This window comes from Nitrospirota bacterium, from assembly GCA_016180645.1.
Taxonomy (GTDB): Bacteria; JACPQY01; JACPQY01; order JACPQY01; family JACPQY01; genus JACPAV01.
Genome location: JACPAV010000002.1, coordinates 23,288 through 47,411, shown reverse-complemented (window position 1 = coordinate 47,411; position 24,124 = coordinate 23,288). Strand labels below are relative to the sequence as shown.

Here is a 24,124-nt window from a genome sequence, read left to right as displayed (position 1 = left end):
GAATAGCTGTCAGGTGTCAGCTATCAGCCTTCAGCCCGCAGGAGCTGATTGCTGAGTGCTGATCGCTGAACGCTGTCCTCAAAACACATCGCCGGCGTCCTCGATCTCTTTGAGGTCTTCTTCCTGCGGTTCGCGCAGGCCCTTGACTTTGCGGATGATCGCGCCGACCGGTCCGGTGCAGACGTAGGTCAACATGCCGACGAAGAACGTCGGTTCGGGTTGCCACACCACGAACGTGATGGCGAGGACGAAGAGGGCCAGCCAGCGAATGGGTTTTTTCTGGATGAATTCCACTTCCTTGAAGCTCGGGTAGCGGATGGTGCTGACCATCAAGAGGGCGAGGAGGTAGGCCATCGCCAGGAAGACGAACTTCCGGCTGTCGAGTACCTCTTTCCCAAGGAAATTGTAGAGCAGGTAAGTCGAAGCGACCATGGCTGCCGCGCCGGGGATGGGCAGACCGGTGAACCACTTATGCTCCACCGAATCGAACTGGACGTTGAACCGCGCGAGGCGCAACGCGCCACAGGCCATGAAAAGGAACGCCGCCAGCCAGCCCAACCGTCCCCAGGGACCGAGCGCCCAGTGGTAAATCAGGAACGCCGGGGCGACACCGAAGGCGACGAGGTCGGCCAGGGAGTCGTATTCGACGCCGAATCGACTCGTGGTGTGCGTGAGGCGCGCCACCTTGCCGTCCGACGCGTCGAAGAAGGCCGACACGAGAATGGCGATGGCCGCGTTGAGATGATTTCCCTGGAACGTGGCCACGATCGAGTAGAAGCCTGAGAACAGGCTGAAGGTAGTCAACAGATTGGGCAGGAGGTAAATGCCCTTCCTCAACCCGTCCAGACGAACAATTCTTGCCGGTTCAACCATAAATGTCATTGTAAGCCACTTGGCGGAACTTTTGCAAAATGGCGAATCACGCCACCCCGCTCCGCTTCGCCTCGGGGACGGCGATCTGATTCGCCATGTGGATTCGCGCCGCCGGCCAGCGGCTACCGGCGCTCAGCACCCACAACGATCCGTCCCGACCCTCGCCAAGACCGCCATGGCCAGTGCAGAGTCGGAGGAGGGGGGGGCAGCACTGTCGAAATCATTGGAACCCACAAAGCACGCATCCGGAGAGCGGACGACCAAGGTTAAGGTGGGGCGGTCGGGACTTTGACCCGCGATGGAAATATCGAAATCAACGAACAAATCTTCAAAACGCAAGCGTGACATGTACTGGCGAAACTCTGAAATATCCTCCGTGCTGAACTTACCTTCACGTTTCTGGGTGACCCCCCCGGACCGGCGTTCCATGATGTAACCACCCTGAGAACGGATCTCAACCCGGGTGAGACAACCCGAGATGCACCCGCCAGCTTCAATGACTAGAAAGGGCGTCACCCCCGGCACAAACGAGGAAGAACAAGGAGAGAGCTTGGAATTCCCGCCTCCTTTCGGCGAAGGAGGTAGAGGGCTATCGCCGACGGCATCGTCTGCCCGAGCGGTACTCGCATAGGCAATGTCAGAGGGATTGGTCTGGACTGATTCCACCGCCGCGTTTGTGTTCCGAGGTGAGGCGTTGGCACACGAGGCGCATAGGTCGCCGGCCAGGACGGCGGCCAGACACACGGATGCAAGATGTGGAGAGATCGTTGATGCTGCCATCACTCTTCCCAAGGCAGCGGGGGAAGCTGGAGCGCGGCCCTGCACTCTGGCGTCGCGTACATGGCCTTCCTGCAATCAACATCTTTATACATGGCATCACACGACGGCTGAACCTCATTCATGCATGAATGGCAGAGCGAATCACCACGACACAGCAAGTCGATATCTGGTTCGGGCTCGGGGTCAAAGATACAAAGTCCACACGATATGCAGCCAATGCCCGTAAGGAGGCAAAAAGTGCAGGGTACGCTGCAGTCTTTCGGCGGAGGGGGAGGTCCAGGGGGTGGTACCGGGTCTGTTTCCTGGACCGGAAGCACAGTGCAGGTTACGTCGACCGGACACTGACCGTCTGTCACACCGACGCAGACCGTGTGGTTCGTCGTTCCATTCACCTCTGGAGTAACCCAATCTGTCGCGCATGTGTTGCCGTTGATGGTGCCCCCCGTCGCCGACCAAGTGCATGTGACGGGGTCTCCGTCTGGATCACGCACCACTTGACCGTCTGTGCCCTGAGCCACCAGGAGCAGGCAACACCATTTTTCGGGTGGTGTTCCGAAACCAGGGGCCGCGAAGAATACATCGGGACACCGGTTGGCTGCGGGGGGTGGCGGTGGGGGGGGTGGAGGAGGGGGAGGCGGCGGCGGGGGAGGCGGGCAGGCTCCACAATCTTGCGAACAGCTCAGGCAGCTTTCGTGGGAATCACAGATATTGTTAGGGCAGCAAGAGCCACAGTCAGCCGAACACACGAGGCAATCCTCTCCAGCCTCCGCAGAGCATGAAGCATCGCCACAGTACAGGGGCCTTACTATGAGGAATTGCGCCGGTGAGTCCGCATCCGAAACCCGAGTTGTCCCAGGCTGGTTCGGATCAAACGTACGAACCCGGAAAACCAGCTTTTCCGCGGTCTTTGGTTCCGTAGCAAAAACTCCGCTAAACCAATCGGTAAAACATTTTCGATAGACTTCCTCTGGCATCTCATACGTTCTGTGCCGATGGGCGACTCCGAAAGTGGAAAACGTATCAATCGTCTCGCTGTAGCAGATACCTCTGGAAGGAGTTTCGAATTCGACGGTCGCCCTCGGATTGCTCCCGCTGTACACCACGAACGAAGTTTCCTTGTCCAGCACGCTTGCCAAATCAATGGGAGAGCCGACAGGGAGTGTCTCAGGAATTACCACTGCAATGCGGTCCTCCAACTTGACGTGGTGCTTGGCAAACGCCGCCTTGACCTCGTTGTTAAGCGTTATCTCCTGTCCACCAATGGATTTTATGTAGATGCGAAAGGAGGCCTCCTTGGCCAGCAAGGCGGGGAGGATGACGGAGAAGCTTGGCGGTGCTTTTGGATTGACGACGACGAGATTCGCTGAGTCGAGCGCGAATCTTTCCACGCGTCGTCTAGCTGCCTCGAACGTTCCCAGGAATCCCAAGTACTTAGTGGTGAGCCGAAGTCGCAGATCCCACATGGCCCCGGAAAACACTGTACCAAATGCGTGTGCCTCGGTGGAGACTTCGCCTTCCTTCGCGAAATTATTGGCTGTACGGAAGTACAGGGGTTGCAACCATTCCCCGATACTAGGATCATTCGTCATGCTCGCTGGTAGGAAGTCGGAGAACCCTTCATGAAAAGCCAAATGAATTGTGGCCCACGGTGCGAGGATGCCTTTTGTAAACAGAATCCCGTGGGAGAATTCATGAAACAAGACATCGGGATTTCTCGTGATATCCCCGTTGATGTGAACGGCTTGAGGTGGGATCGTTGCCGTCTGGGTAGCGATGAGGACAGCAGGGCCCGATCCCATTTCCAAGCGAATATCTCGGAGGCCGGTTCCCTTGGCGCGGACGCCGCCTAGTCGCACCGGTACAGCCTCCGCGTTGAGATCATTGAACGCATTGACACATACGGTCACTTGATTTGCTTCAACTTTTGGAAGTTGAATTTGATAGCCGTGCTCGGTAAAAAGCCGGGTTGAGAACTCATCTGCTTGCCAGTAGGCCGAAGCCGCGTCGATGCGCCTGTCCTCAGGATCCAGAACCGCAGCCCCGGGACTAGCGCTTTGAAAGATGTTGAAGAAAAATTGACGGTCAGCACGGCAGACCGGATTGCCCGATAGGAATGTTCCCTTCGAATCTGTCACGCAACCGTCCCGCACATTCGCGAAAGTGCCGAACAGGCAACCTGCGGGATCGCTTGACATGTGATTCAAATCCCTTGCCGCATACACGCTCAACCCGCGTGGCCGGGGGTCAGTGAAGAAAGTAGCCCAGTCGTCTGTAATCGGCGCGTCCGTGAACACGTTGCCTCGTCCGGCGACAGCGGACTGGTTCACGGCGTTGTCGAAACTGTCTTCGATCTCACCTGTCAGGGCATTTACAAGCAACGTCTTGCTGAGGGCCGACGGTTGACCGTTCGCGGGAGGGAGAATGGAGGAAGGCTCGTCGCCTTGAAGGACCACCAGCCAAACGAGAGTGGGGATCTCTCCCGGAAGAATGGCGAGCTCTTCGAAACTGCCTTGCGGAGCCTCGCTCTGGGGTATCCCCACCGCATTGAGGGCCACAGCCTGAGCCAAATCACGAGGCACGCTCGGAGCAAGGGGAATTGCCTCTGCTTCCGGGAAGAAACTCCCCAGCACTGCTACTGGCTCGTCGTTAACGGCTACTTCCACTCGAATTCCGGCACCAATGACGGGGACACCGTTTGTCGCTTGTTCAAACGAAAACACTTTGGACTCCTCCCCCTCAACAAAACCATCCAACTGAAGAGATTCCATCCTATCCTCAAAGCCGAACAGCGGGGCGGATTCTTCCAAGATTGCGTTTACGCCGTCCAGCGTTTGTTGTTCTTCTTGAAGAAATATGGAGAAGCGGGATCCCATGTCAGCGGGATTTCCGGCGATGTCACGGAGAAACACGTAGACGGCGTGCACACCGCGTTCATACGGCTCGGGGGGGGACGAACGTAAATTCTCCATCGGACATGGCAAGACCCTTCAGTAGGTCCGCTCCATCCAACGTCAGCATCATGGACGACTGGTCGATGCCGGAAAGCGGGTCTGAAACGTTCACGGCTATGGGTAGGAACCGGTCGCTGGTGATCAAGTTGTTTTCCGGAAGGAGAGAGATGGCGGGTGGTACCGTATCGACTTTTACACTCGCAGAAACAGTAGAAAGGCTGTCCACCGTTTTGGCTTTCATCTCCCCGTTGCCCAGGATGTCTTCCCGGACGAAGACGGCGGAGACGACGGTTTCGTAATTCCCGTCTGTCATGACGGCGCCCGCATCGTCCGTTGCGTCCCACTCAGTCTGTGCTTTCAGTCTCACGAAGTGACACCCGCCTTCGTCCGTTCCATCGCTCTCGATGCCGCTCTGGCTCTCGTCTTTCTCCTGCTGTAGACCCACGACTGAGACACAATCAGAAAGAGGCGGCTGGACGGGGACCCGTGCCTGGAAAGTCCGCAGGGCGGCGCCGTTTTGCGACAGGGCTACCGTCCAATCCAGGAAAAACTTCTTCTCATCGGCTTTTGGAGAATGGTGATCCAGGGCATTCAGGCCATCGGTGGTTCTGAGCGCAAAGGCAAAGGATAAGTTGGTGCGGTCTTTTACTCCATCATTGTTCGGGGAGACCGCCGGCTCGGAAGCATCGAACGAGAGAAGAACTGCTTTTTGTTTGGGTCCCGAGGCAATGAAGCCGACCTGCTCGACCTCAACAGGCGGCTTGTCCCCACTGGCCTCAGAATCGGCCCCGCTTGATGCGTCGGCGGGCTGATCGGAGTTCGCTGAATCAGGCGGTTCGTCGGGTTTGCCCGAGGTGGACGAGCCAGAGCCGCCGCCGGCATTCGGAGGTCTGTTCCCCCCACCCTGTTCGTTGCCTTTATCATCCTTCTGCTTGTCTTTCTCTTGCCCGGGTGGAGGGTCCTTACCTTTGTCTGATGGAGGAGCCTTGGCCGGCCGAGAGCGTGAACGGAGATGCCTTCTCGGAGAGGAGGCACTCCGTTGAATTGTAAATCGTCCAGATTTCCTTCTCTTGTATCCCTCATGAGAGATCAGGGCGGTCAGATTCTCAGTAGATTTCGACCAAAGGGCCGTCCATGCGCCGGGATTTTCTTGTGTGAACTGCTGGTACTCGCGTGCCCGTTGCGGGTTGGGGGCTTCGGAAGTGAAGACAGTTGCTGGGGCGGCCTCTGAATTGGACTTATTCCTGTGCTTGCCCCCGCATCCATCGAGAAACGGAATAATCAGCGGGAGGGCAATAGCGAGCGCTGGAAGTAGCGAACGGGTCGCCTTCGCGGCTTCTCCCCTTGATACATCGGGCCTTCTGGCGTTGCCCATCAACCAACCTCACCTATCCCACACCCTTCCATGGGTTGATGGTGATCCCTCCTACTGATTTTTCCGAACTCTACATGCTGCGTGTTCTCCCGTCCAGCCCGAAATGACGTAAGTGGCTGGAATAATTGGAATGTGGCGTCACTGATGCGTTGCGTCACGGCCTCCGCCTACCGCCGGGAGGCCCCCTCCACTCCGTTCCGGGGACGACGAGATGAAGGGTCATTGGGTTCTTGCGTCGCCACAACGGTCGTACCGGCCGCTACTTTCTGGCCGACGGAGACGCAGGGTTCGAAATCGTCCGGCAGGTAGAGGTCCACGCGGGAGCCGAATCGGATGAGGCCGATGCGGTCGGCCGTCCGGGGCTGCTGGCCGGGGCGGACATCGCAGATGATTCGCCGCGCGAGGATGCCCGCGATCTGGACCAGCATGAATTCACTGCCGTCATCGCATCGGACGTGGATCGCGTTCTGCTCGTTGTCCTTCGAGGCGATCTCCTTGCTGGCCACGTGGAATCGCCCTTCGGAATATCGCACGTTCTTCACTTGGCCCGCGCGCGGCATCCGGTTCACATGCACGTTCATCGGCGACATGAAGATGCTGACGCGCGTGCAATTCCGCTTGAGAAAGAGCGGCTCGTGTATGGGCTGGATCAGGACGACCCGCCCATCCGCCGGGGAGACCAGGAGGGCGTCGCCTTCGGGGGGAATGCGGCGAGGATCGCGGAAGAACCAGATCGAGAAGAGGGCCGGGGCGAAGGCCAGGGCACCCCAAGGGGTCCACACCATGAGAATTCCGCCGAGCGCCACGAACGGGAGGATGAACGGCCATCCTTCCTTCGCGAGGGGAAGGCGGCGGGTCGGCAGGTGAACGGAGGCGACGACGCTGCTGTCTGATGCCATCAATGACACTTGGCTACGGGTGGCGTAGATCCTTCGCTTCGCTCAGGATGACCGCCCATGAGAGGAAGGACGTGGACCGACATGGCCGGTCAATTCTTCGTCTTGTCCACCTTCTTGCTCCGTTCGATCCACGGCATCATCTTACGGAGCGAGGCGCCGACCTGTTCAGCGGGGTGGGCCTCACCCTTCTTGAGAAGGGCGTTGTAAACGGGCCGGCCGGCGCGATTCTCGAGGATCCACTCCCGCGCGAACGAGGCGGACTGAATCTCGCCGAGGATTTTCTTCATTTCGGCTTTCGTCTCCTCGGTGACGATGCGGGGACCGCGCGTGACGTCGCCATACTTGGCCGTGGTGGAGACCGAATAACGCATGTTAGAGATCCCGCCTTCGTAGATGAGGTCCACAATCAGTTTCACCTCGTGGATGCACTCGAAGTAGGCCATTTCGGGAGGGTAGCCGGCCTCGACCAGCGTGTCGTATCCCGCCTGCATGAGGGCGGTGAGTCCGCCGCAGAGGACCACCTGTTCTCCAAAGAGGTCGGTTTCGGTCTCGTCGCGAAACGTGGTTTCGATTGCGCCGGCTCTCGTGCCCCCGATCGCTTTCGCGTACGCGAGGGCGACATTCTTCGTATCCTTCGACGGATCCTGATGAATGGCGACCAGCACCGGCACGCCGTTCCCGCTTTGGAATTCATGACGGACGAGGTGGCCCGGCCCTTTCGGCGCCACCATGAAGACGTTGATGTTCTCCGGCGGCGTAATCTGTCCGAAGTGGATGTTGAAGCCGTGGCCGAAAGCGAGGTAGTCGCCCGCTTCGAGGTTCGGGGCGATGTCTTCCGTGTAAATTGCCGCGCTCCGCTCATCGGGCGTGAGCATCATGACGATTTCCGCCTCCTTCGCCGCCTGCTTGTTGTCGGTAACGCGAAGGCCTGCTTTCTCGGCCTTCACACGGGAAGGGCTTCCGGCGGCGAGGCCGACGCGCACGTCGATCCCGCTGTCCTTCAGATTCAACGCGTGCGCATGGCCTTGGCTCCCATAGCCGATGATGGCCACTTTCTTGTTCTTCAGAAATTTCAGTTGAGCATCTTTTTCGTAGTGGATTTTCACGTCAATTCGGTCCTTTCAGATTATCACGCGGCTTCTTCGACGGGCTTGCGCGCCGCTTTGGTCTTCTGGGATCGCTGCATGGCCACCTTCCCGGTCCGGACGATTTCACGAATCCCCAGGTTCTTGAACAGCTCGATGACGGCGCGGAGCTTGTTTTCGTCGCCCGTGATCTCGATCATCAGACTGTCCGGAGACACGTCCACCACCTTCGCGCGGAAGATTTCCACCAACCGAAGGGCCTCCGCCCTCCGGTCGCCCTCCGCCGCCACTTTGATGAGGACCAGCTCCCGCTCCACGTGGTCCGTCTCCGTCACGTCCGAGACCTTAATGACGTTGATGAGCTTGTTAAGCTGCTTCAGGATCTGCTCGATGATCTTGTCGTCCCCGCTCGTCACAATGGTCATGTGGGACACGGTGGGGTCCAGCGTTTCGGCCACGGTCAGGCATTCGATGTTGTATCCCCGCGCGGCGAACATGTTGGCCACGCGGGCGAGGACGCCGAATTCATTCTCGACCAGCGCGGAAATGGTATGTTTCATCGTCGTTTCCTGTCAGGAGAGAGGCGATTCCGGAAGGATCATCTTATTCACCGCGCCGCCGGCCGGCACCATCGGAAAAACGTCCTCCTCCGGATCCACTTTCACGTCCAGGAGCACGGGTCCGCTCACCTTGAGCATTTCGCGGATCCCGGCCTCCATGTCCTCCGGTTTCTCCACCCGCAGTCCGCGGGCGCCGTAGGCGTCCGCCAGTTTCACCCAATCCGGCTGCATGAATTGAGAGGCAGAGTACCGCCGTTTGTAGAAAAACCGCTGCCATTGGGTGACCATCCCGTGCGCGCCATTGTTGATGAGCATGACCTTGATCGGGAGCTTGTGCTCCACGGCCACCACCAGCTCCTGGATGTTCATCTGCAGGCTGCCGTCGCCGGAAATGCAGACGACCAGTTTGTCCGGCTTGGCGAACTGCGCGCCGATGGCGGCCGGAAGGCCGAAGCCCATCGTGCCGAGTCCGCCGGAGGTGAGGAAATGTCTCGGATGGTTCACTCGGTAGTATTGCATCGCCCACATCTGGTGCTGGCCCACGTCCGTCGCCACCACCGCATCACCTTTCGTGACTTCCCAGAGCTTCTGGATGGCGAACTGGGGCTTCACCTTTCCGTTGGTGGATGCCTTGAAACAGAGAGGATTCTGCTTCTCCCACTGGGCGATCTGGTTCCACCACGGCTTGATGCGTTTCTTGAACGCCTCGATGACCTTCGGATCGGTCTTGGCCAGCTCTTCGTACATCTGTTCGATCACGCGCCCGATTTGGCCCACGATAGGGATCTGGGTGGGGACATTCTTGCTGATGGAGGTGGGGTCCACGTCGATGTGAATTTTCACGCTCTTGAGCGAAAATTCGTCCGTCTTGCCGGTCACGCGGTCGTCAAATCGCGGCCCGATGGCAAAGAGGCAGTCGCAATCCGAGATCGCCATGTTGCAATTGTAGTAGCCGTGCATGCCCAGCGGGCCGACGTAACAGGGGCCGGAGGCGGGATAGGCGCCGAGGCCCATGAGCGTCACGGTGACCGGAATGTTCAGCTTCTCCGCAAAACGGATCACGGCGTCCGACGCATCGGCGCTGATCGCCCCCCCCCCGACGTAGAGGAGCGGGCGGCTGGAGCCGAGGATCGCTTTCAGCGCCTGTCTCACCTGGCCGATATGGCCCTCGATGGTCGGCTTGTATCCACGGAGTCCCACGGTTTCGGGCCAGACGAATTCGGCATCCGCCCTCGATACGTCCTTGGGGATGTCCACCACCACGGGACCGGGCCGGCCCGTCCGGGCAATGTAAAACGCCTCGCGCACGATCCGGGGGAAATCCTTCACGTTCTTGATGAGATAGTTGTGCTTGGTGCAGGACCGGGTGATGCCGAGCGTGTCGGCCTCCTGGAAGGCGTCGTTCCCGATCATGTAGGTGTTCACCTGACCGGTGAAACAGACGAGTGGCACGGAGTCCATGTAGGCGTCGGCGATTCCGGTCACGGCGTTGGTGGCGCCGGGGCCCGACGTGACGAGGGCCACACCGACTTTGCCGGACGCCTTGGCGTAGCCTTCAGCCATGTGAACGGCGCCTTGCTCGTGCCGGGTCAGGATGTGCCGCAGGCCTTCGCAGTCGTAAAGGCTGTCGTAGATGTCGAGCGTGACTCCGCCGGGGAGGCCGAACAGGATGTCCACCCCCTCACGTTTGAGACACTCCAGGAAAATGTCCGCACCTTTCATGTCGACTCCGTGAGCTCGTGCTACGCAGCGCAGCATCTGAGCAAAATGATAAACGGGCACTCGGGGCGATCCCGTGCCCCCTTGATCTCAGCGCCTGATGCGAGTCCTTGCTAGCGGTAACGCGAGAGAATCGCCTCGATCTTATCCTTCTTAAGCAGTTTCTCCCGTTTCAAGGTCTTGACCTCAATTTCCTCCAAGGAAGTGAGGTAGGGTCGCTGGGCATACTGATCGAGCTTTCCGTCCAGCACCCGGTGTTCATCGAGCAACTGCCTAAGCTCCGGATTTTGGGCGGCGACGTCCTCTACGTTCCGGCTCCCAAGCACCGTGTTGTGCTCCACAAGGTACGGATCGTAGGTGAAAAGGGAAGGGTTGTCAATGCGTTGGACCGATGATAGATTGCGCGCACACTCAACATGTTGGGATTTATTGCTTCAGGCAGTCTGATCGTCAAGCTCGTCCTCCTCGTGCTGGTCCTGCTCTCCGTGGCGTCGTGGGCGATCATCGTGATGAAGCATCGGCAGTTCAACGAAATCAGCCGGGCGAACGCCGAATTCTGGAAGGCCATCGAACATGTCTCCGAGATCGATGCGCAGTATCGTGCGACGAGCAAACTCAAGACCTCGAATATCGCCGCGCTTTTGAAGGACGCGTGCACCTTCCTTGACCAGGAGAAATTCTTCGAACAAAAACATCCTCATCCCGAGGCCGAGTTTACCTACAAGGACCGGATGGAGGAGGAGGTGAACCGCCAGTCGCGTGAGTTTGTGGACCAGGAAGTGCGGCGCCTGGAAGAGAATCTGATTTATCTGGCCACGATCGGGAGCACGGCGCCGTTCATCGGGCTCTTTGGCACCGTTTGGGGGATCATGAATTCCTTCCGGGGCATCGCGCAGATGGGTTCCGCCAGCCTCGCCGCGGTGGCGCCCGGTATCGCAGAGTCGCTTGTCGCGACCGCCGTCGGACTGTTCGCCGCGATCCCGGCCGCCGCCAGCTACAACTTCTTCATTGCCCGAATCCGGCTGATCTCCGGCATGCTCCAGAAATACGCCCGCCAGTTGGACATGTCCGTGAAGCAGAAAAGCTGGACGGTGTGACGACAAGCGATCAGCACTCAGCCGTCAGCTTTCAGCCGTTTCAGCGCCCATTGTTCCTCGCATTGCCCACCCGAAGCTGACCGCTGAAAGCTGATTGCTGACCGCTACTCGTGATTCTCGTCGGCATCGACGAAAACGGATACGGACCGAAACTCGGTCCGCTGGTCGCCACCGCGGTCGCCGTGGAGGTTCCCGATCTGAAATCCGCCCGTCTCACTGGAAATGAATTGCTCGTGCGCGACAGCAAGAAAGTGTTCCACCGCCGGCCGGCGGCCTACGCGCGTGGCGAATCCGCGGCGCTCGAAATTCTGGCTGCGGCCGGCCATCGGCCGACATCCCTGCGCGGGCTCGTGGATCGGTTCGCCCTGCTGAAGTTTGAAGCCCTGTGCGAACGGGCCGGGCCGGAAGTAGCGGGCATGCTCGGAGACTGCGCAGAGGGCATGAAACTCTCACTCTGGTCGTCAAGGGGGGCTTTGCAAAGCAAGGGACTCGAAGAATTGAATCGCTGGAGAGTCCGGGGAATTGCCATCGCGATCCTTCCGCCTCGAACGTTCAACGAACTGATCCCGGCGCGGGGGAGCAAGGCCTACTGCGATTTCTCCCTCTTTATGGATTTGGTGATCTACGGACCACCGGGGGACAAGTACGTTTTCGGAAAAGTGGGGGGCACACGGAGATACACCCCGTTCCTGACGAAGTACCGGGCGGAGCGGTTGGCCCTGATTCCTCCGTGGGAATCGATGAAGGAGAAGCCGGAGGAATCCTCATACCGGTTTTCCGACGGCAGGGAATTTCGCTTCGTTCGAGATGCGGACGCCGGATATGCACCGGTCGCGATGGCCTCGATCGTTGGGAAGTACGTCCGAGAGCTGTTCATGCTGGCGGAGAACCGGCATTTCGGTTTGGAAGGGGGCATTCCTGTGGCATCGGGATACCCCGGGGATCCCCGGACGAAGGATCTCACCCGTCTGATCCGGTCGCGCTATGCCGCGGCTGCCGATTCGGATTGGATCCGGCAGCGGTGATGGGGAATCGACCGCCTATTTCTTGACTTTCGCTTCGTAGCCCGCTTTCGTCACGGCATCCGCCAGTTTCTCAGGCGAGGTCTTGTCGTCCAAGAAGACCACGCTCGCGGATTTTCCTTTGATATCAACGTTCGAGGTCTTGACTCCATCCACTTTCTTCAGCGCATCCTGCACGTGCTTCACGCAGGAGTCGCACGTCATTCCGGCGACTTCCAGTGTGCACGATTTTTCCGCGGCGAACGCGCCCTGGGCCGCCCCCGCGAAGACCGCGGCGATCAAAGCGAAAATGATGAGTCCCTGTTTCATATTCTTGCTCCTTTCTTTGAGTAAAATCAGCTCACCCACGTCAGCCAGTATGGGGCGGTGATCAATACGGCCACCACCAGCGTCAGAATGGACAGAAGGGTCTTGTTAACTGGATTTCGAGGCGTACATACGCCCTTATCACAATCCGCATCGGGCGGCGGCGTGGACCTGAAAACGTACCAATAGCCCAAACCCAGAAAGCCGAGCGAAATCGCGGTGAAGACCGGCCTCCACGCCTGGAACCATTCGAACACCCCGCCGAAGGCCGCTGTCACGATTCCTCCCGCGGCGATGACGAGCGTTGGCCCGAGGCAGCAGAGCGACGCCGCCACAGCCGCGCCGATCGAAGCGGCCAGTCCCGCCCCAAACCATTTTCCCTTCGCCATTCTGCTCACTGTAGCTCTGTGGGGCCCAAAGGCAAACCGTTACCAGCCATGGATGGTGCGGTCCTTGCCGCGGCCAGGGCCGCCCAAGGAAGGGCGGCGAAAGCACGGCAAGGGCAGAGTGAAATTCGATTGTATTCGACGGGTTCCCACTTTAGAATGCGGTTTGATTCCATGCAGGTTCAACGGAGCAGGAGGGCATCCCGAAAGCATGCCAGGCCATGGCCGGCGGCAACTCGTCGCAAGGCCCCTGCAACCGATCACCAACACCCTGCCCCGCCGCGCCCGAACGGCGAATACTTCCGCCAGGCGCTTTCGCATGCTCCCATCATACTTTTTGCGGTGGACCGCAAAGGTGTTTTCACACTTTCAGAGGGAAAGGGCCTCAGTGCCCTCGGGCTGGAGGCTGGGGAGGTAGTGGGGCACTCCGCCTACGAGGTTTACAAGGGCGATCCGAAAATTCAGGAGAACATCAAGAGGGCGCTTGCCGGCGAAGATTTTGAAGAGTCCGTGGAGGTCGGCGGCGGACCGGGCGCTGGACGCATTTTCGAAACCCGGTACATGCCGATCCGAAACGGATCGGGCGAGGTGACAGGCATGCTGGGGGTGGCTTCGGACGTCACCGCCCGGCGCCAGGCCGAAACGGAACTGCTCCACGTGGCGTACCACGATTCCCTGACGGGTCTCCCGAACCGGATGCTGTTCGAAGACCGATTGGAAGTAGCGCTGTCGCAGGCCGCCCGGAGCAAATTCATGCTTGCGCTCCTCTGTTTCGATCTGGACCGGTTCAAGAACATCAACGCCACGCTCGGCCATTCGGCGGGAGACAAGGTGCTCACCACCGTAGCCAGCCGCCTTCGAAAACAGATTTCCGAAGGTGACACGCTCGCCCGCCTCGGGGGCGACGAGTATGTTCTGCTGCTCCCCCAGGTTCCGGGAGCTCAATTTGTGGCTCAGTTGTCCGAGCGCGTGCTGAAATCGCTTCACCCGCCCATCAAGTTCCGCCGGCAGGAACTCCACATCACGACCAGCATCGGGATCGCCCTCTACCCGTCGGATGGGAAGAACGCACAGACACTTTTGAAGAATGCGGACACGGCTTTGCATCGGGCGAAGGAGCGTGGACGCAATATGTACCAGTTCTACGCCTCTTCGATGAATGTGGCGGCGTTTGAGCGGCTCCTCCTGGAAAATCAGCTCCGAAGGGCCTTGGAGCGAAACGAGTTTGCCGTGCACTACCAGCCGATGGTGGATCTTTCAACCGGCAGAATCGTGGGGGTCGAGGCGCTGGCCCGCTGGGAACATCCGGACTTGGGGCTCGTGTTCCCCATCGATTTCATTCCTGTGGCCGAGCAGACGGGGTTGATCATCCCCATCGGCGAGTGGGTTCTCCGAACCGCCTGCGCGCAGGTGCGCAAATGGCATGAGGCCGGCTGGCGTGATCTTCGTGTGTCGGTGAATCTGTCGGCCCGCCAGTTCCAGGATGTGAATGTCTCTGAACTCCTCTCCCGCACCCTCAAAGACACCGGCCTGCCCGCATCGAGCCTGGAAGTGGAAATCACGGAGAGCACCGCCATGCACAGGGTGCAGGACACCATCGTGCTTCTCAAGGAATTGAAGAAGACCGGCCTCCGAATCGCCATCGACGATTTCGGAACGGGCTATTCGTCGCTGGAGTATCTCAAGGATTTTCCGGCGGATGCCCTGAAACTGGACAAATCGTTTGTGGCGGACCTGGTGCGCGATGCCAGCGATGCGGCGATCGCGGCAACCGTGCTCTCGCTCACGCACAATCTGGGAATGAAAATGGTGGCCGAGGGCGTGGAAACGAAGGAACAGTTTGAATTCCTCCGCGCCAAAGGCTGCGAACTGGCCCAGGGCTATCTCTTCAGCCGCCCGCTCCCCGCCTCCGAACTCCAGTCCCTCCTCGCCCGCTCCCGCAAGAAGGGCCTCCTTCCGAAGTAGGCAGGCTTCAGCCTACTCGTTCAGGAATACTCGGTGACAGTATACTCTATTACGATGAAATAGAGTATACTGTCACCGAATATGCAGGCTTACCTTGCGGAGGCGGAGGGCGTTGGTGATCACGGAGACGGAGCTGAGGCTCATGGCAGCGCTGGCGATCATGGGAGATAGGAGCAGGCCGAAGACCGGGTAGAGGACGCCTGCGGCGAGTGGGACGCCGAGCGCGTTATAGGCGAACGCCCAGAACAGATTCTGCCGGATGTTTTTCATTGTAGCCCGGCTCAGTCGCCGGGCGCGCATGATCCCCCTCAGGTCTCCTTTGACGAGGGTCACCCCGGCGCTCTGAATCGCCACGTCCGTCCCCGTTCCCATGGCGATCCCCACGTGGGCCTGGGCCAGCGCCGGGGCATCGTTTATGCCATCGCCCGCCATGGCGACGACGCGCCCTTCCTCCTGCAACCGGTTCACGATCTGTCTCTTCGCCTCCGGCAGCACCTCGGCCTCCACGTGCGTGAGCCCCAGTTGAGCGGCCACGGTCTGGGCGGTGGACTGGGTGTCACCGGTCAGCATGACCACCTCGATGCCTTCTTCGCGTAGGGACCGGATCGCCTCGGGGGTCGATGCCTTGATGGGGTCCGCGACGCCCAGGAGTCCCGACGCCCGGCCGTCCACGGCGACAAACATGACCGTCTGGCCGGTCGCCCGCAATTTGTCGGCTTCCGACGACCACGGCGTAAGATCGATGCGGAGGTCTTCAAAGAGTCGCGCGTTTCCAAGCGCCACATGGCGGCCTCCAACCGTCCCGCTGACTCCCTTGCCGATGAAGGAGATGAAACCGGTGACCTCGCCGAGGGGAATCTTCCGAACTTCCGCGCCTGCGATGATCGCCGCGGCCAAAGGATGTTCGCTTCCGCGTTCGAGGCCGGCCGAGAGGCGAAGGAGTTCCGCCTCATCGAGCCCGGCGCGGGGGGAAATGGACATCAGCCGCGGTTTCCCCTCGGTGAGCGTGCCGGTCTTGTCCACAACGAGCGTGTCCACTTTTTCCAGGATCTCGAGGGCTTCGGCATTCTTGAAAAGCACGCCGGTGCCGGCGCCGCGCCCCGTGCCCACCATAATGGACATCGGTGTGGCGAGGCCCAGGGCGCAGGGGCAGGCAATGATCAAAACGGCGACGGCGTTGACGAGCGCGTAGGCGAGACGAGGTTCCGGGCCGATCATCGCCCACACGGCGAACGTGAGGGCGGAGGCGGCGACCACGGCCGGCACGAAATAGGAGGAAACCTGGTCCGCCAATTTCTGAATCGGCGCGCGGCTTCTCTGGGCGTCGGATACCATTCGCACGATTTGAGCGAGCAAGGTCTCCCTTCCCACGCGTTCGGCCGTCATCACGAACGATCCCGTTCCATTGATCGTGGCGCCGGTGACGCGATCGCCCGCTTTCTTTTCGACGGGAATCGGTTCGCCCGTCACCATCGATTCGTCCACCGAGCTGGTCCCTTCGACAACGGTCCCGTCCACGGGGACTTTTTCTCCGGGACGGACACGGAGTCGATCACCCCGCTGGATCTGTTCCAACGGGACGTCCTCTTCCCGGCCGTCCTCGCGAACGATCCGCGCGGTTTTGGGAGCGAGGGCCAACAGGGATCGAATGGCCTGACCGGTTCGGCTGCGGGCGCGGAGTTCCAGCACCTGGCCGAGGAGGACGAGCGTGACGATGACGGCCGCCGATTCGAAGTACACCGGCGTTTCCCCCATGTGGCCGCGGAAACTTACGGGAAGGGCCGAGGGGTAGGCGGAGGCGGCGACGCTGTACACGTAGGCGACGCCCGTGCCGGTGGCGATGAGCGTGAACATGTTGGGGCTTCGGCGGCGGATGGATGCCCAGCCGCGCGCGAAGAACGGCGCTCCACCCCACAGGACGACTGGTGTTGCCAGTCCCATCTGAATCCAAGCCAGGATTGAAGGAGCAACTCCATGCTGAACGGGTTGGCCGGGAATGAGGTCGGACATCGATAGGAGGAAAAGGGGAAGCGTGAAAGCCAGGCCGATCCAGAACCTCAGGGTCATGGTTTGAAGTTCGGGATTGGCTTCCTCTTCCGCCGCGATTTCCACCGGTTCAAGGGCCATCCCGCAGAGCGGGCACGATCCCGGCCCCTTCTGACGGACCTCCGGGTGCATGGGGCAGGTGTATTCCGTGGGGCGAGAGGCGTGAGGCGCGAGGCGAGAGACGGGGGGAGGGAGGTGTGACGCGGGGGATGGGGAATCCGGAGTGCGCTCAGTCGATGGCGCCGCAGAAATATATTTTTCGGGGTTGGAGCGGAATTGGTCGAGGCAGCGGGGGTTGCAGAAATAGTAGGTCGCCCCTTTGTGAACGTGCGACCCCGCCGCTGTAGCGGGCTCCACGATCATGCCGCAAACAGGGTCGGCAAGGGATTCGGGGTCAGACATTGAATTCTCTAGAATCCTTCTGCCGAAGAAGAAAACGGGCACGGCCTGAACGGCTCGTGCCCGCGCAATTCTTTCGTCGTGCGAACGACGATGTCGATCTTAGTGCGTCTAGCAGAATGCGTAGGGGAGGGTCTTCAGACCCTCCCGACAAGAGGGAGCATCTGAAGATGCTCCCCTACGAATCGGCATTCTGTTAGAGGCTCTTACTTCTTCTTGCCTTTCCCCTTCGAAGCGTGCGCCTGCATGTCTGCTGCCTGCTTCTGGAGAGTGTCCCGCTCCTGGGTAAGCGCGGTCACTTGATTCTGGAGCGAGTTGACTTGCTCGGTGAGTTGAGCCGCCTTGTTGCTCAAGTCGGTCTTTTCCTGCGCGAGCGTCTGCTTTTCCTGCTCGAGTCCCGAGATCTTCTGCTGAAGCTGCTTGGATTGGCACGCGGGCGTTGCCACGGCCAGCCCGGCCAGCAAAGTTGCCGCGCCGAGCGTTTTCAATATCTTCATCGATTCCTCCTTTTTGCGCGGTTGGTACCACAAACGATGGCGCATTTCAACAATCCGACCTCGGAAACGGGGACCTTCCACCTTTTCGCTCTCCGTTCGACCGGCTGCGTGGCAGAAACAAGAAAGTAGAATCTCCCGTTTTCAGCGCTTGACGGTGGGACCTTTGTGCGGCACTTTAGGGGCATGGGAAAACTACGTTCAATTCTTGTGGCGGCGGGAGCGAGTGCGCTTCTGACCTCCTGCTTCGACGTATTCGAAACGATATCCTTCGACACGAGCTGGCGGTCGAAATACTCGATGTACCTCCAGACCGATGTGTCCAGCTTGGTCGATCCGTTCGAGGCGGCCCTCCAGAGCGTTTCCATCGCCCCCGTGCGAGGGCAAAAAGGGCGACTGTACAACCTGGCCCACGATGGAACCTGGATGGCGGCGGGGGTGGCGCCGGGAGGGGGATTTCAGGTGTCGGCGGAGCCGGGGCGGACGGGCCGATCCTACAAGCTGAAACTTGCAAGAAGTTGGACGCCCGACCAGGTGGTGCACTGGACCGCCGGTCAGGATCTGCAGGTGTTGTCCGCCCAATCCTCCAAACCTGGAATGTACAAGTTGACATTGGAATTGCCGGGTCCGGCTCGCTCCGCCCGGATGTTGAAAAACGGGACGATGCCGTTCGGGCCGAAGCAGATCAAAGGCGGCAGGGTCTACTGGCTGCTCACGCCTCCCCAATTGGTCGGCATGACGTCCATGGACATCGAAGCCGAATTCACGGCGACGATGCTTGGCCCCACGCCTGCAGGTTCTGTCCCCGCGAAGGCCGCTTCGGGAGCTTCGGCTGGATGCGAGAATTCGCCGGAGACTCTCGGGCGCGTGGTCAAACTCGTGACCGAGGTGGGGCGCATCCAGACAGACTTGAACTCCACGATGGGCGAGAAGCAGTCGAAATATTCGTCTCTCCTCTCCGAAGTGACGACGCTGAGCGAGCGATGCGCGCAGGGCGCGTTGGGTCCGGCGCTGGGCGACTTGAAAAACTGGCTGGCCGGCCAGGCTCCCCCCCCCTCGGCGGTGAAACCGAAGGAGGAACCCAAGAAGCCGGCTCCGAGGGAGGAGGATGAGGAGGAGTTCGAGGAGGACGAGGAAGAGGAGTAGCCGTTGCGACGATCCCTTCCCGAACAGCCGCTTTTTCCTGGGAGACTGTTGGGATGGCCTCCGTTCGTCCTTCGACGGCGCTCAGGATAAACGGAGGGGTATTGGGTCTGGAGATTACTGATTTTCCGCGGCAAGGTCCCGGCAGACTCGCTCAAGTTCCGAGGCTAGGCCTCAATGGCGGCTATCGAGGCTTAGCCTCAATGAGGCGGTCGCGGTCCGAATGCTCACGCCCCGTTGGGCACGAGGGAAATTCAGTAACTCCAGACACACTCCCAGTTGATTTTCCGTTGCATTTCCTCTGACCGAAGCCGCCCCCGCATTCAGTGACGGGGTGATTTCCCCCCCTAATGGTAGGGAAAGTGCCCATTGCGGGCGAAAGGCGCCCATGGAACATTTCCCCTGCTTGGAATGATGGCGTATTGGGTCTCTGAAATGAGGAGGGGATAAGCGGCGCGAGACGAGTCGAAGCCCAAATCGCTTGCGTTTTTTTTGAAATTCTTGCGCGGAGTAACTAACGACCATGGGAGTGAGGGCGTGAAAGTAAGAATTCGAAGTGCTGCGGTTTTCTCCGGGGGGCGGCTGATCCGCCGAATCCGCGCTGTCGCCATGGCCCCGGCGCGATCCCATTTGAGGGTGCGGAAGAGCGGCGTCCGGAGAGAAAGAGCATGCAGCCGATGCCACATGCCCGTTTCACCCTTCCATTTCGGCTACACCTGCGCCTACTGCGGGAGGTTCTTTCCGGGCCTGAACCGGATCGATCTCCTGATCGCTTTCTTCGTGCTTGCTTTTACGGTCTGGATGCTTGCGTCGGTGAGGGACCCAGGTCCCGCCATGGGTTCGATGGGAATACTCAGCCCCGGCCCCGGCCAGATGGAGCGGGCCTCCGATCCGCCTCAAGCGGACTGAGGATGCGCAAGGCTGAGGCGGGTCAATTATGCCCGCATTGCCAATGCAGTCTCGTCCTTCGACACGCTCAGGACGAGCGGCAAGTTGTCCGCTCGTGGTGAGCCAGTCGAACCATGAGGGGAGACACAGGGGTCATGAAAAGAGACAGGACATAGGGGTCAGACATTGCTATCTTGACACTCTTTTCGAAGAGACCGGCCGGGGCTACATCCGCTCGAATTGGCGGAGAGCGTAGGCGAAGTTGAAAATGTCGATCAGCCGGTTGCCGCGCCCGACAGGGTAGGGCCCGTACGCCAGCTCCATTCGCCACCGAAGATACCCTCCGGGAGGAATCGGGAGAAACGGGAACCGTCGGAACCAATCGCGTCGCCGAATTCTCCACGCGAAGACCGCAAGCCAAAATATCAGCGCCGGAATCTGCCGCCATTTCCAGAGGCGAGTGACGCTCATGGCCGGGGGGAAGGGACACCCCGTGCGATTTCCCGACCGGCCGCCAGCACCGCGGCGATGCGGTGGACCGCTTCAATGTCTTGAGTGGGATCGCCCTCGACCAGCAGAAGGTCGGCGCGTTTTCCCGGCTCAATTGTGCCCCGATCCGTGAGGCCCATCGCACGCGCATTGTTCCGTGTGGCGGCGGTCAGCACTTCCGAGGGCGTGTATCCCGCCCGCACGAGGTAATCCATCTCCCGATGAATCGCGGCGCCGGCCGGCCACCCCATATTGGCCGAATCACTCCCGACCAGGAGTGTCACGCCGTGTTCGCGCAGCATCGCGGCATTGCGGAACCGTTGTTCGCGATTGGCGTGCACGGCCGCGAGCCATGGCCGGATCTCCTTCAGTTCCCATTCCTTCGGCCGGTTTCGGAGCGCCTCAAGAACTTCCGGCTCGACCATTTGAATCATCAGGGGCCATGTGTCCGGTCCTTCGTACGCGAGAAGATCGATGGAATGGAACACTCCGATGGTGGGAGCGACCGCCACGCCGGCCTGGCGAATCCGCTCCGCCGTGTCCGGCATCAGAACCTCACGATAGACATTGTGGACGAGCATGTCCACGCCGGCGTCCACGGCCGCAAGGGCGTTGGCGTTGCTGCCGATGTGCGCGGCGACCTTGAAACCCATCTCGTGGGCCTGGCGAACAGCATGTGCGAGAAGTGCCGGCGGGAGCATGGGCGCACCCAGTGGAATTTCATCCTCGGTCACCTTCACCAAATATCCACCCAGCTTTCGAATTTCCGCCAGCGCCGCATCAATGTCCTTCTCCGATTCGACTTCGAAGGAGACGTGTGGACGGACCATGCGGTCGAACGGGCCGGGCACGATCATCGAGACCATCGCCGCCGGATGGCCGTTCTTGATGGCAACGTGGGGACCCGAGTAATACAGGTCCGGACCCGGCAGACTTCCCTTTTCGATATCGGCACGAAGTTTTCCAAGGAGTTTGAGCGGACCGCCCAAATCGAAGGCGGTGGTAACGCCGGCGTATAGGAGTTGCCGAACGTTCGTCCGAGGATTCGGGAGGCCCATATCCCATGCGGGCCGAGGGCTTCCCTCGACATGAACGTGCACGTCGATCAGCCCCGGCAGCAGAGTCTTGCCCGTCCCGTCCACGATTTGTGCTCCCACGGGCGGCGGAGTGCGTCCGGTGGGCAGGACGACTTCGATGACGCCGTTGACCACCCACACATCGTGTCCGGGCAGGGCATCGGCGCCGGTGGCGGGGAAGACCCGGACATTCCGAACAACGGTCAGTCCGCCTTCCGAATCGGAATAGCGGACGAGGGTCGCCCGCTTCGCGCACGAAGCGAGACACAGGATCAGGATGAATGAGAGGAGGACTTTGGATTTTCGCATGCGCTGTCTGTTTTCCCGTCCGCGGCGTATCATACTGCATCGTGCGCCGAACGGTAGCGATTCTCCTTGCGGGGGTGATGAGCCTGGACCCATCGGGCCTCAGAGCGGAGAGCGAGGAGCCTCCCGACGTGCTTGTTCTCGATGGATCCGGCGGAGACCGCCTTCCTTGGATCGCCAGGATTCTGAAGGAAAATGGGTTGAAGAAATACCGCGTGGGCACGCCGAAGAAGCCCATTGCGGGAGACAAACTTTTCTGCAAGGATCCCGCGGGGGCCGAATGTGTGGCGCTCGCGCGAGCACTGAAACTGACCGAGGATCCCGCCACACTGGATGAAGCCCATTCCGCCTACATCCTTGTGGTCGTCGGCACCACCGGATCAGGTGCGGGCGCCTCCACGACTTCCAAAAGGCGGCGGGTCTCGCTGTGGGATCGGGCCCTACCCATCGTCTTGCCCAGAAAGGGCTTCGAGTTGGCGGTGGACTACAGTCGGGTTCTGAATCCCGTCTTGCCGGAAATCATCACGGAGGGTGACGTGCAGGACCCGAAGGGTGATTGGACCAGCGGCCTGCGGCTGGCCGTGGGGTTCGGTCCGGCGGATGTTTTCTTCTGGACGCCGCTGCAACAGGGCGGGATCGAGCGTCAGGGATTGCTCGAAGAAGGCACCGACCCCAACGGCTTCGCAGGCGGCGGGACCTTTGCCTTCGGATTCGATGCCGGCCTCACGGGATGGGGAGAGGGGAGAAGCCGCCGAACGCCGGACCACGCCTTCCGGGGAGGTTTCGTCTACAAGCTGGGTGAGAAAGACGCGATGGGTTCTCTTTCGCTCTCGCATTTCAAGGTTCTTCGGGGTGGGTCGCCGGCTTTCTTCATGGAGAAAAAAGGGGTTTTCGGCGGGTTTGTCGGGAAGACGACCGTTGCGGCAGGAGGGCCCAAGGGCGGCTTCTTCTATGGCCTGGGCTACGGGTATGATTTTTCGGACAAAGACGTGAAGCCTCAGCTCTTCCGCGCAGGCGGCGGGATGATGATCTCCATCGCGGACGTGGTGGCCCCGATTTTGGAAGTGGGACTCGACGGCATCCTGATGTCCTCCGAATTCGAAGGGGTCAGGACGAAAAGCACGATCCTCGATTTTCAAGCGATGGTGGGCCTGCGTGCATTTCCCATCAAGAACCTTTTTGTGTATGCGGCAACGCCGCTCTTTGAGTTCATCAGCTTCGATTTCAAGGTGGAGGGCAGCGGCTCCATCGCGTCCGAAGACAAGGGTTCGTTCAGCACCCTTCTGGCCGGGATGGGATTGAGGTTTTGACAGAGAGGCGTACGATGAAAAGGATGGGTTGGAGGGCTCTGATCTCCGGGGGTGTGCTTCCTGCGCTGATCTTCTCCGCTTCGTGTGAACCAACGGTACGGAACATCCGTCGAGTCGCTTTGGTCCCACCGGCCGTGCTCCCACTGGATTCGGGGCACGCCGGGCACAAGAGGGCCGTCGGAGTTCGGGCGGCGGCCTCCCCCGGCCTGGCCGACTTGCAGACGGCGGGCGTGGGGCGCCCGGGTGATGCCGGGGTGCGCGTGGCCGCGCGCATGGGCGAGGTTTCTCCTTACGCCATGCCGCTCGAGTGGCTGTCGATCGGCGTGAGCTACATATTCGGAAGCCGTGCCGGCGCGGTTCGTAACTATGACGATGTTCCCGCGGTGGCAAGTCGCGACAAGCCGCACGGATTCGGCCCCTTCCTGCACCTGAGGAAAGAGATGAAAAGCGTTGGGGGATCGGTGGGGGTGGGCTTCGATTGGCAGGCGATCCCCTATTCCGTCTACGAGTTGAAGACTTCGGAGTGGAGCTTGGTGGGCAATGGTGTGGATACCGAAATCTTGGGCCACATCGAGTTCATCCTCCACGGGCATCTCGGAAAGTTCCTCCCCTTTGGAGGGGCCGGAGTGCGGGGCGTGGTCCGAAATCTTGGGTTCGAGCCGAACTGCGTTGACACTGCCGGCGAGTGCTATGCGCCCAAGCTGAGGGAACAATCGCTCCCGTTGGCCCTTGCGGGAGTGGAGGCCCGCCCGGCGCCGTGGCTGGGTGTCGTGGCCGCCGCGATGGTCCCGTTTGATGATGTCTATGTTCATCAGGGCCTCACGGTCAGCGTGGGAATCCGCTTGGAAGCAGGGCTGGAGGAAGAAGGCGATGGCAAGAAACCTCCTGAGAAGAAAGACAGCGGCTCGCTCGACGACTTTGACGCGCACCGGTAGGGGCAGCGGGTTGAGATTCT

The 24,124-nt window shown here is 60.2% G+C and carries 21 protein-coding genes; 7 read left to right on the top strand and 14 right to left on the bottom strand.

Going from position 1 to position 24,124, the window contains the following annotated elements; all coding sequences use genetic code 11:
* Positions 1–78 precede the first annotated feature (78 nt).
* The 8 genes from pssA to HYT87_00195 form a co-directional block, all read right to left on the bottom strand.
* Positions 79–873 (bottom strand): CDP-diacylglycerol--serine O-phosphatidyltransferase, encoded by a 795-nt coding sequence (gene pssA / locus HYT87_00230; GenBank protein MBI2058173.1) that lies wholly within the window; start codon positions 871–873, stop codon positions 79–81.
* Between the two features lie 779 nt (positions 874–1,652).
* Positions 1,653–4,577, bottom strand: a complete 2,925-nt coding sequence (locus HYT87_00225; protein MBI2058172.1) for a hypothetical protein — start codon at positions 4,575–4,577, stop codon at positions 1,653–1,655.
* A gap of 7 nt (positions 4,578–4,584) precedes the next feature.
* The gene (locus HYT87_00220) at positions 4,585–5,049 is read right to left on the bottom strand and encodes a hypothetical protein (GenBank protein ID MBI2058171.1); all 465 of its coding nucleotides are present in this window, start codon (positions 5,047–5,049) and stop codon (positions 4,585–4,587) included.
* A 1,097-nt stretch (positions 5,050–6,146) separates the two neighbouring features.
* Positions 6,147–6,878, bottom strand: a complete 732-nt coding sequence (locus tag HYT87_00215) for a phosphatidylserine decarboxylase family protein (protein MBI2058170.1) — start codon at positions 6,876–6,878, stop codon at positions 6,147–6,149.
* Positions 6,879–6,967: 89 nt separating this feature from the next.
* Positions 6,968–7,984, bottom strand: coding sequence for a ketol-acid reductoisomerase (ilvC, locus tag HYT87_00210; protein MBI2058169.1), 1,017 nt, complete (start codon positions 7,982–7,984; stop codon positions 6,968–6,970).
* A 23-nt stretch (positions 7,985–8,007) separates the two neighbouring features.
* A complete protein-coding gene (gene ilvN / locus HYT87_00205; protein MBI2058168.1) occupies positions 8,008–8,523 on the bottom strand; it encodes an acetolactate synthase small subunit in 516 nt (171 codons plus the stop codon).
* Between the two features lie 12 nt (positions 8,524–8,535).
* A complete protein-coding gene (gene ilvB, locus HYT87_00200) occupies positions 8,536–10,245 on the bottom strand; it encodes a biosynthetic-type acetolactate synthase large subunit (protein MBI2058167.1) in 1,710 nt (569 codons plus the stop codon).
* A gap of 110 nt (positions 10,246–10,355) precedes the next feature.
* The gene (locus HYT87_00195; GenBank protein ID MBI2058166.1) at positions 10,356–10,583 is read right to left on the bottom strand and encodes a YdcH family protein; all 228 of its coding nucleotides are present in this window, start codon (positions 10,581–10,583) and stop codon (positions 10,356–10,358) included.
* Between the two features lie 75 nt (positions 10,584–10,658).
* Here HYT87_00195 and HYT87_00190 point away from each other — a divergent pair, with 75 nt between their 5' ends.
* Positions 10,659–11,339: a MotA/TolQ/ExbB proton channel family protein gene (locus HYT87_00190; GenBank protein MBI2058165.1), complete on the top strand. Its 681-nt coding sequence runs from the start codon at positions 10,659–10,661 to the stop codon at positions 11,337–11,339.
* A 110-nt stretch (positions 11,340–11,449) separates the two neighbouring features.
* Positions 11,450–12,364, top strand: coding sequence for a hypothetical protein (locus HYT87_00185; protein MBI2058164.1), 915 nt, complete (start codon positions 11,450–11,452; stop codon positions 12,362–12,364).
* Between the two features lie 15 nt (positions 12,365–12,379).
* Here the strand turns inward: HYT87_00185 and HYT87_00180 are convergent, their stop codons facing one another.
* Positions 12,380–12,670, bottom strand: coding sequence for a heavy-metal-associated domain-containing protein (locus HYT87_00180; GenBank protein ID MBI2058163.1), 291 nt, complete (start codon positions 12,668–12,670; stop codon positions 12,380–12,382).
* A gap of 26 nt (positions 12,671–12,696) precedes the next feature.
* Complete coding sequence (locus tag HYT87_00175; protein MBI2058162.1) at positions 12,697–13,056, bottom strand: hypothetical protein; 360 nt, start codon at positions 13,054–13,056, stop codon at positions 12,697–12,699.
* A 171-nt stretch (positions 13,057–13,227) separates the two neighbouring features.
* On the opposite strand from HYT87_00175, the gene HYT87_00170 reads away from it, so the two are divergent.
* Positions 13,228–15,018 carry an EAL domain-containing protein gene (locus HYT87_00170; protein ID MBI2058161.1) on the top strand — a complete coding sequence of 597 codons (1,791 nt, stop codon included), beginning with the start codon at positions 13,228–13,230 and terminating at the stop codon, positions 15,016–15,018.
* 72 nt (positions 15,019–15,090) lie between these two features.
* Here the strand turns inward: HYT87_00170 and HYT87_00165 are convergent, their stop codons facing one another.
* The gene (locus HYT87_00165) at positions 15,091–17,466 is read right to left on the bottom strand and encodes a heavy metal translocating P-type ATPase (protein MBI2058160.1); all 2,376 of its coding nucleotides are present in this window, start codon (positions 17,464–17,466) and stop codon (positions 15,091–15,093) included.
* A 203-nt stretch (positions 17,467–17,669) separates the two neighbouring features.
* Positions 17,670–17,960 (bottom strand): hypothetical protein, encoded by a 291-nt coding sequence (locus tag HYT87_00160; GenBank protein MBI2058159.1) that lies wholly within the window; start codon positions 17,958–17,960, stop codon positions 17,670–17,672.
* Positions 17,961–18,143: 183 nt separating this feature from the next.
* Here HYT87_00160 and HYT87_00155 point away from each other — a divergent pair, with 183 nt between their 5' ends.
* Positions 18,144–19,103 carry a hypothetical protein gene (locus HYT87_00155; GenBank protein MBI2058158.1) on the top strand — a complete coding sequence of 320 codons (960 nt, stop codon included), beginning with the start codon at positions 18,144–18,146 and terminating at the stop codon, positions 19,101–19,103.
* Positions 19,104–19,637: 534 nt separating this feature from the next.
* On the top strand, positions 19,638–20,009 hold the full coding sequence (locus HYT87_00150) for a hypothetical protein (protein MBI2058157.1): 372 nt from the start codon (positions 19,638–19,640) through the stop codon (positions 20,007–20,009).
* Between the two features lie 204 nt (positions 20,010–20,213).
* Here HYT87_00150 and HYT87_00145 read toward each other — a convergent pair whose 3' ends face one another.
* Together HYT87_00145 and HYT87_00140 are read right to left on the bottom strand one after the other, a co-directional pair.
* Positions 20,214–20,459 (bottom strand): hypothetical protein, encoded by a 246-nt coding sequence (locus HYT87_00145; protein ID MBI2058156.1) that lies wholly within the window; start codon positions 20,457–20,459, stop codon positions 20,214–20,216.
* Positions 20,456–21,862, bottom strand: a complete 1,407-nt coding sequence (locus tag HYT87_00140) for an amidohydrolase family protein (GenBank protein MBI2058155.1) — start codon at positions 21,860–21,862, stop codon at positions 20,456–20,458. The genes HYT87_00145 and HYT87_00140 overlap by 4 nt, the downstream gene beginning before the upstream one ends.
* 41 nt (positions 21,863–21,903) lie before the next feature.
* Here HYT87_00140 and HYT87_00135 point away from each other — a divergent pair, with 41 nt between their 5' ends.
* Positions 21,904–23,169 carry a hypothetical protein gene (locus HYT87_00135; GenBank protein MBI2058154.1) on the top strand — a complete coding sequence of 422 codons (1,266 nt, stop codon included), beginning with the start codon at positions 21,904–21,906 and terminating at the stop codon, positions 23,167–23,169.
* A gap of 134 nt (positions 23,170–23,303) precedes the next feature.
* On the top strand, positions 23,304–24,104 hold the full coding sequence (locus HYT87_00130; protein ID MBI2058153.1) for a hypothetical protein: 801 nt from the start codon (positions 23,304–23,306) through the stop codon (positions 24,102–24,104).
* Positions 24,105–24,124 lie beyond the last annotated feature (20 nt).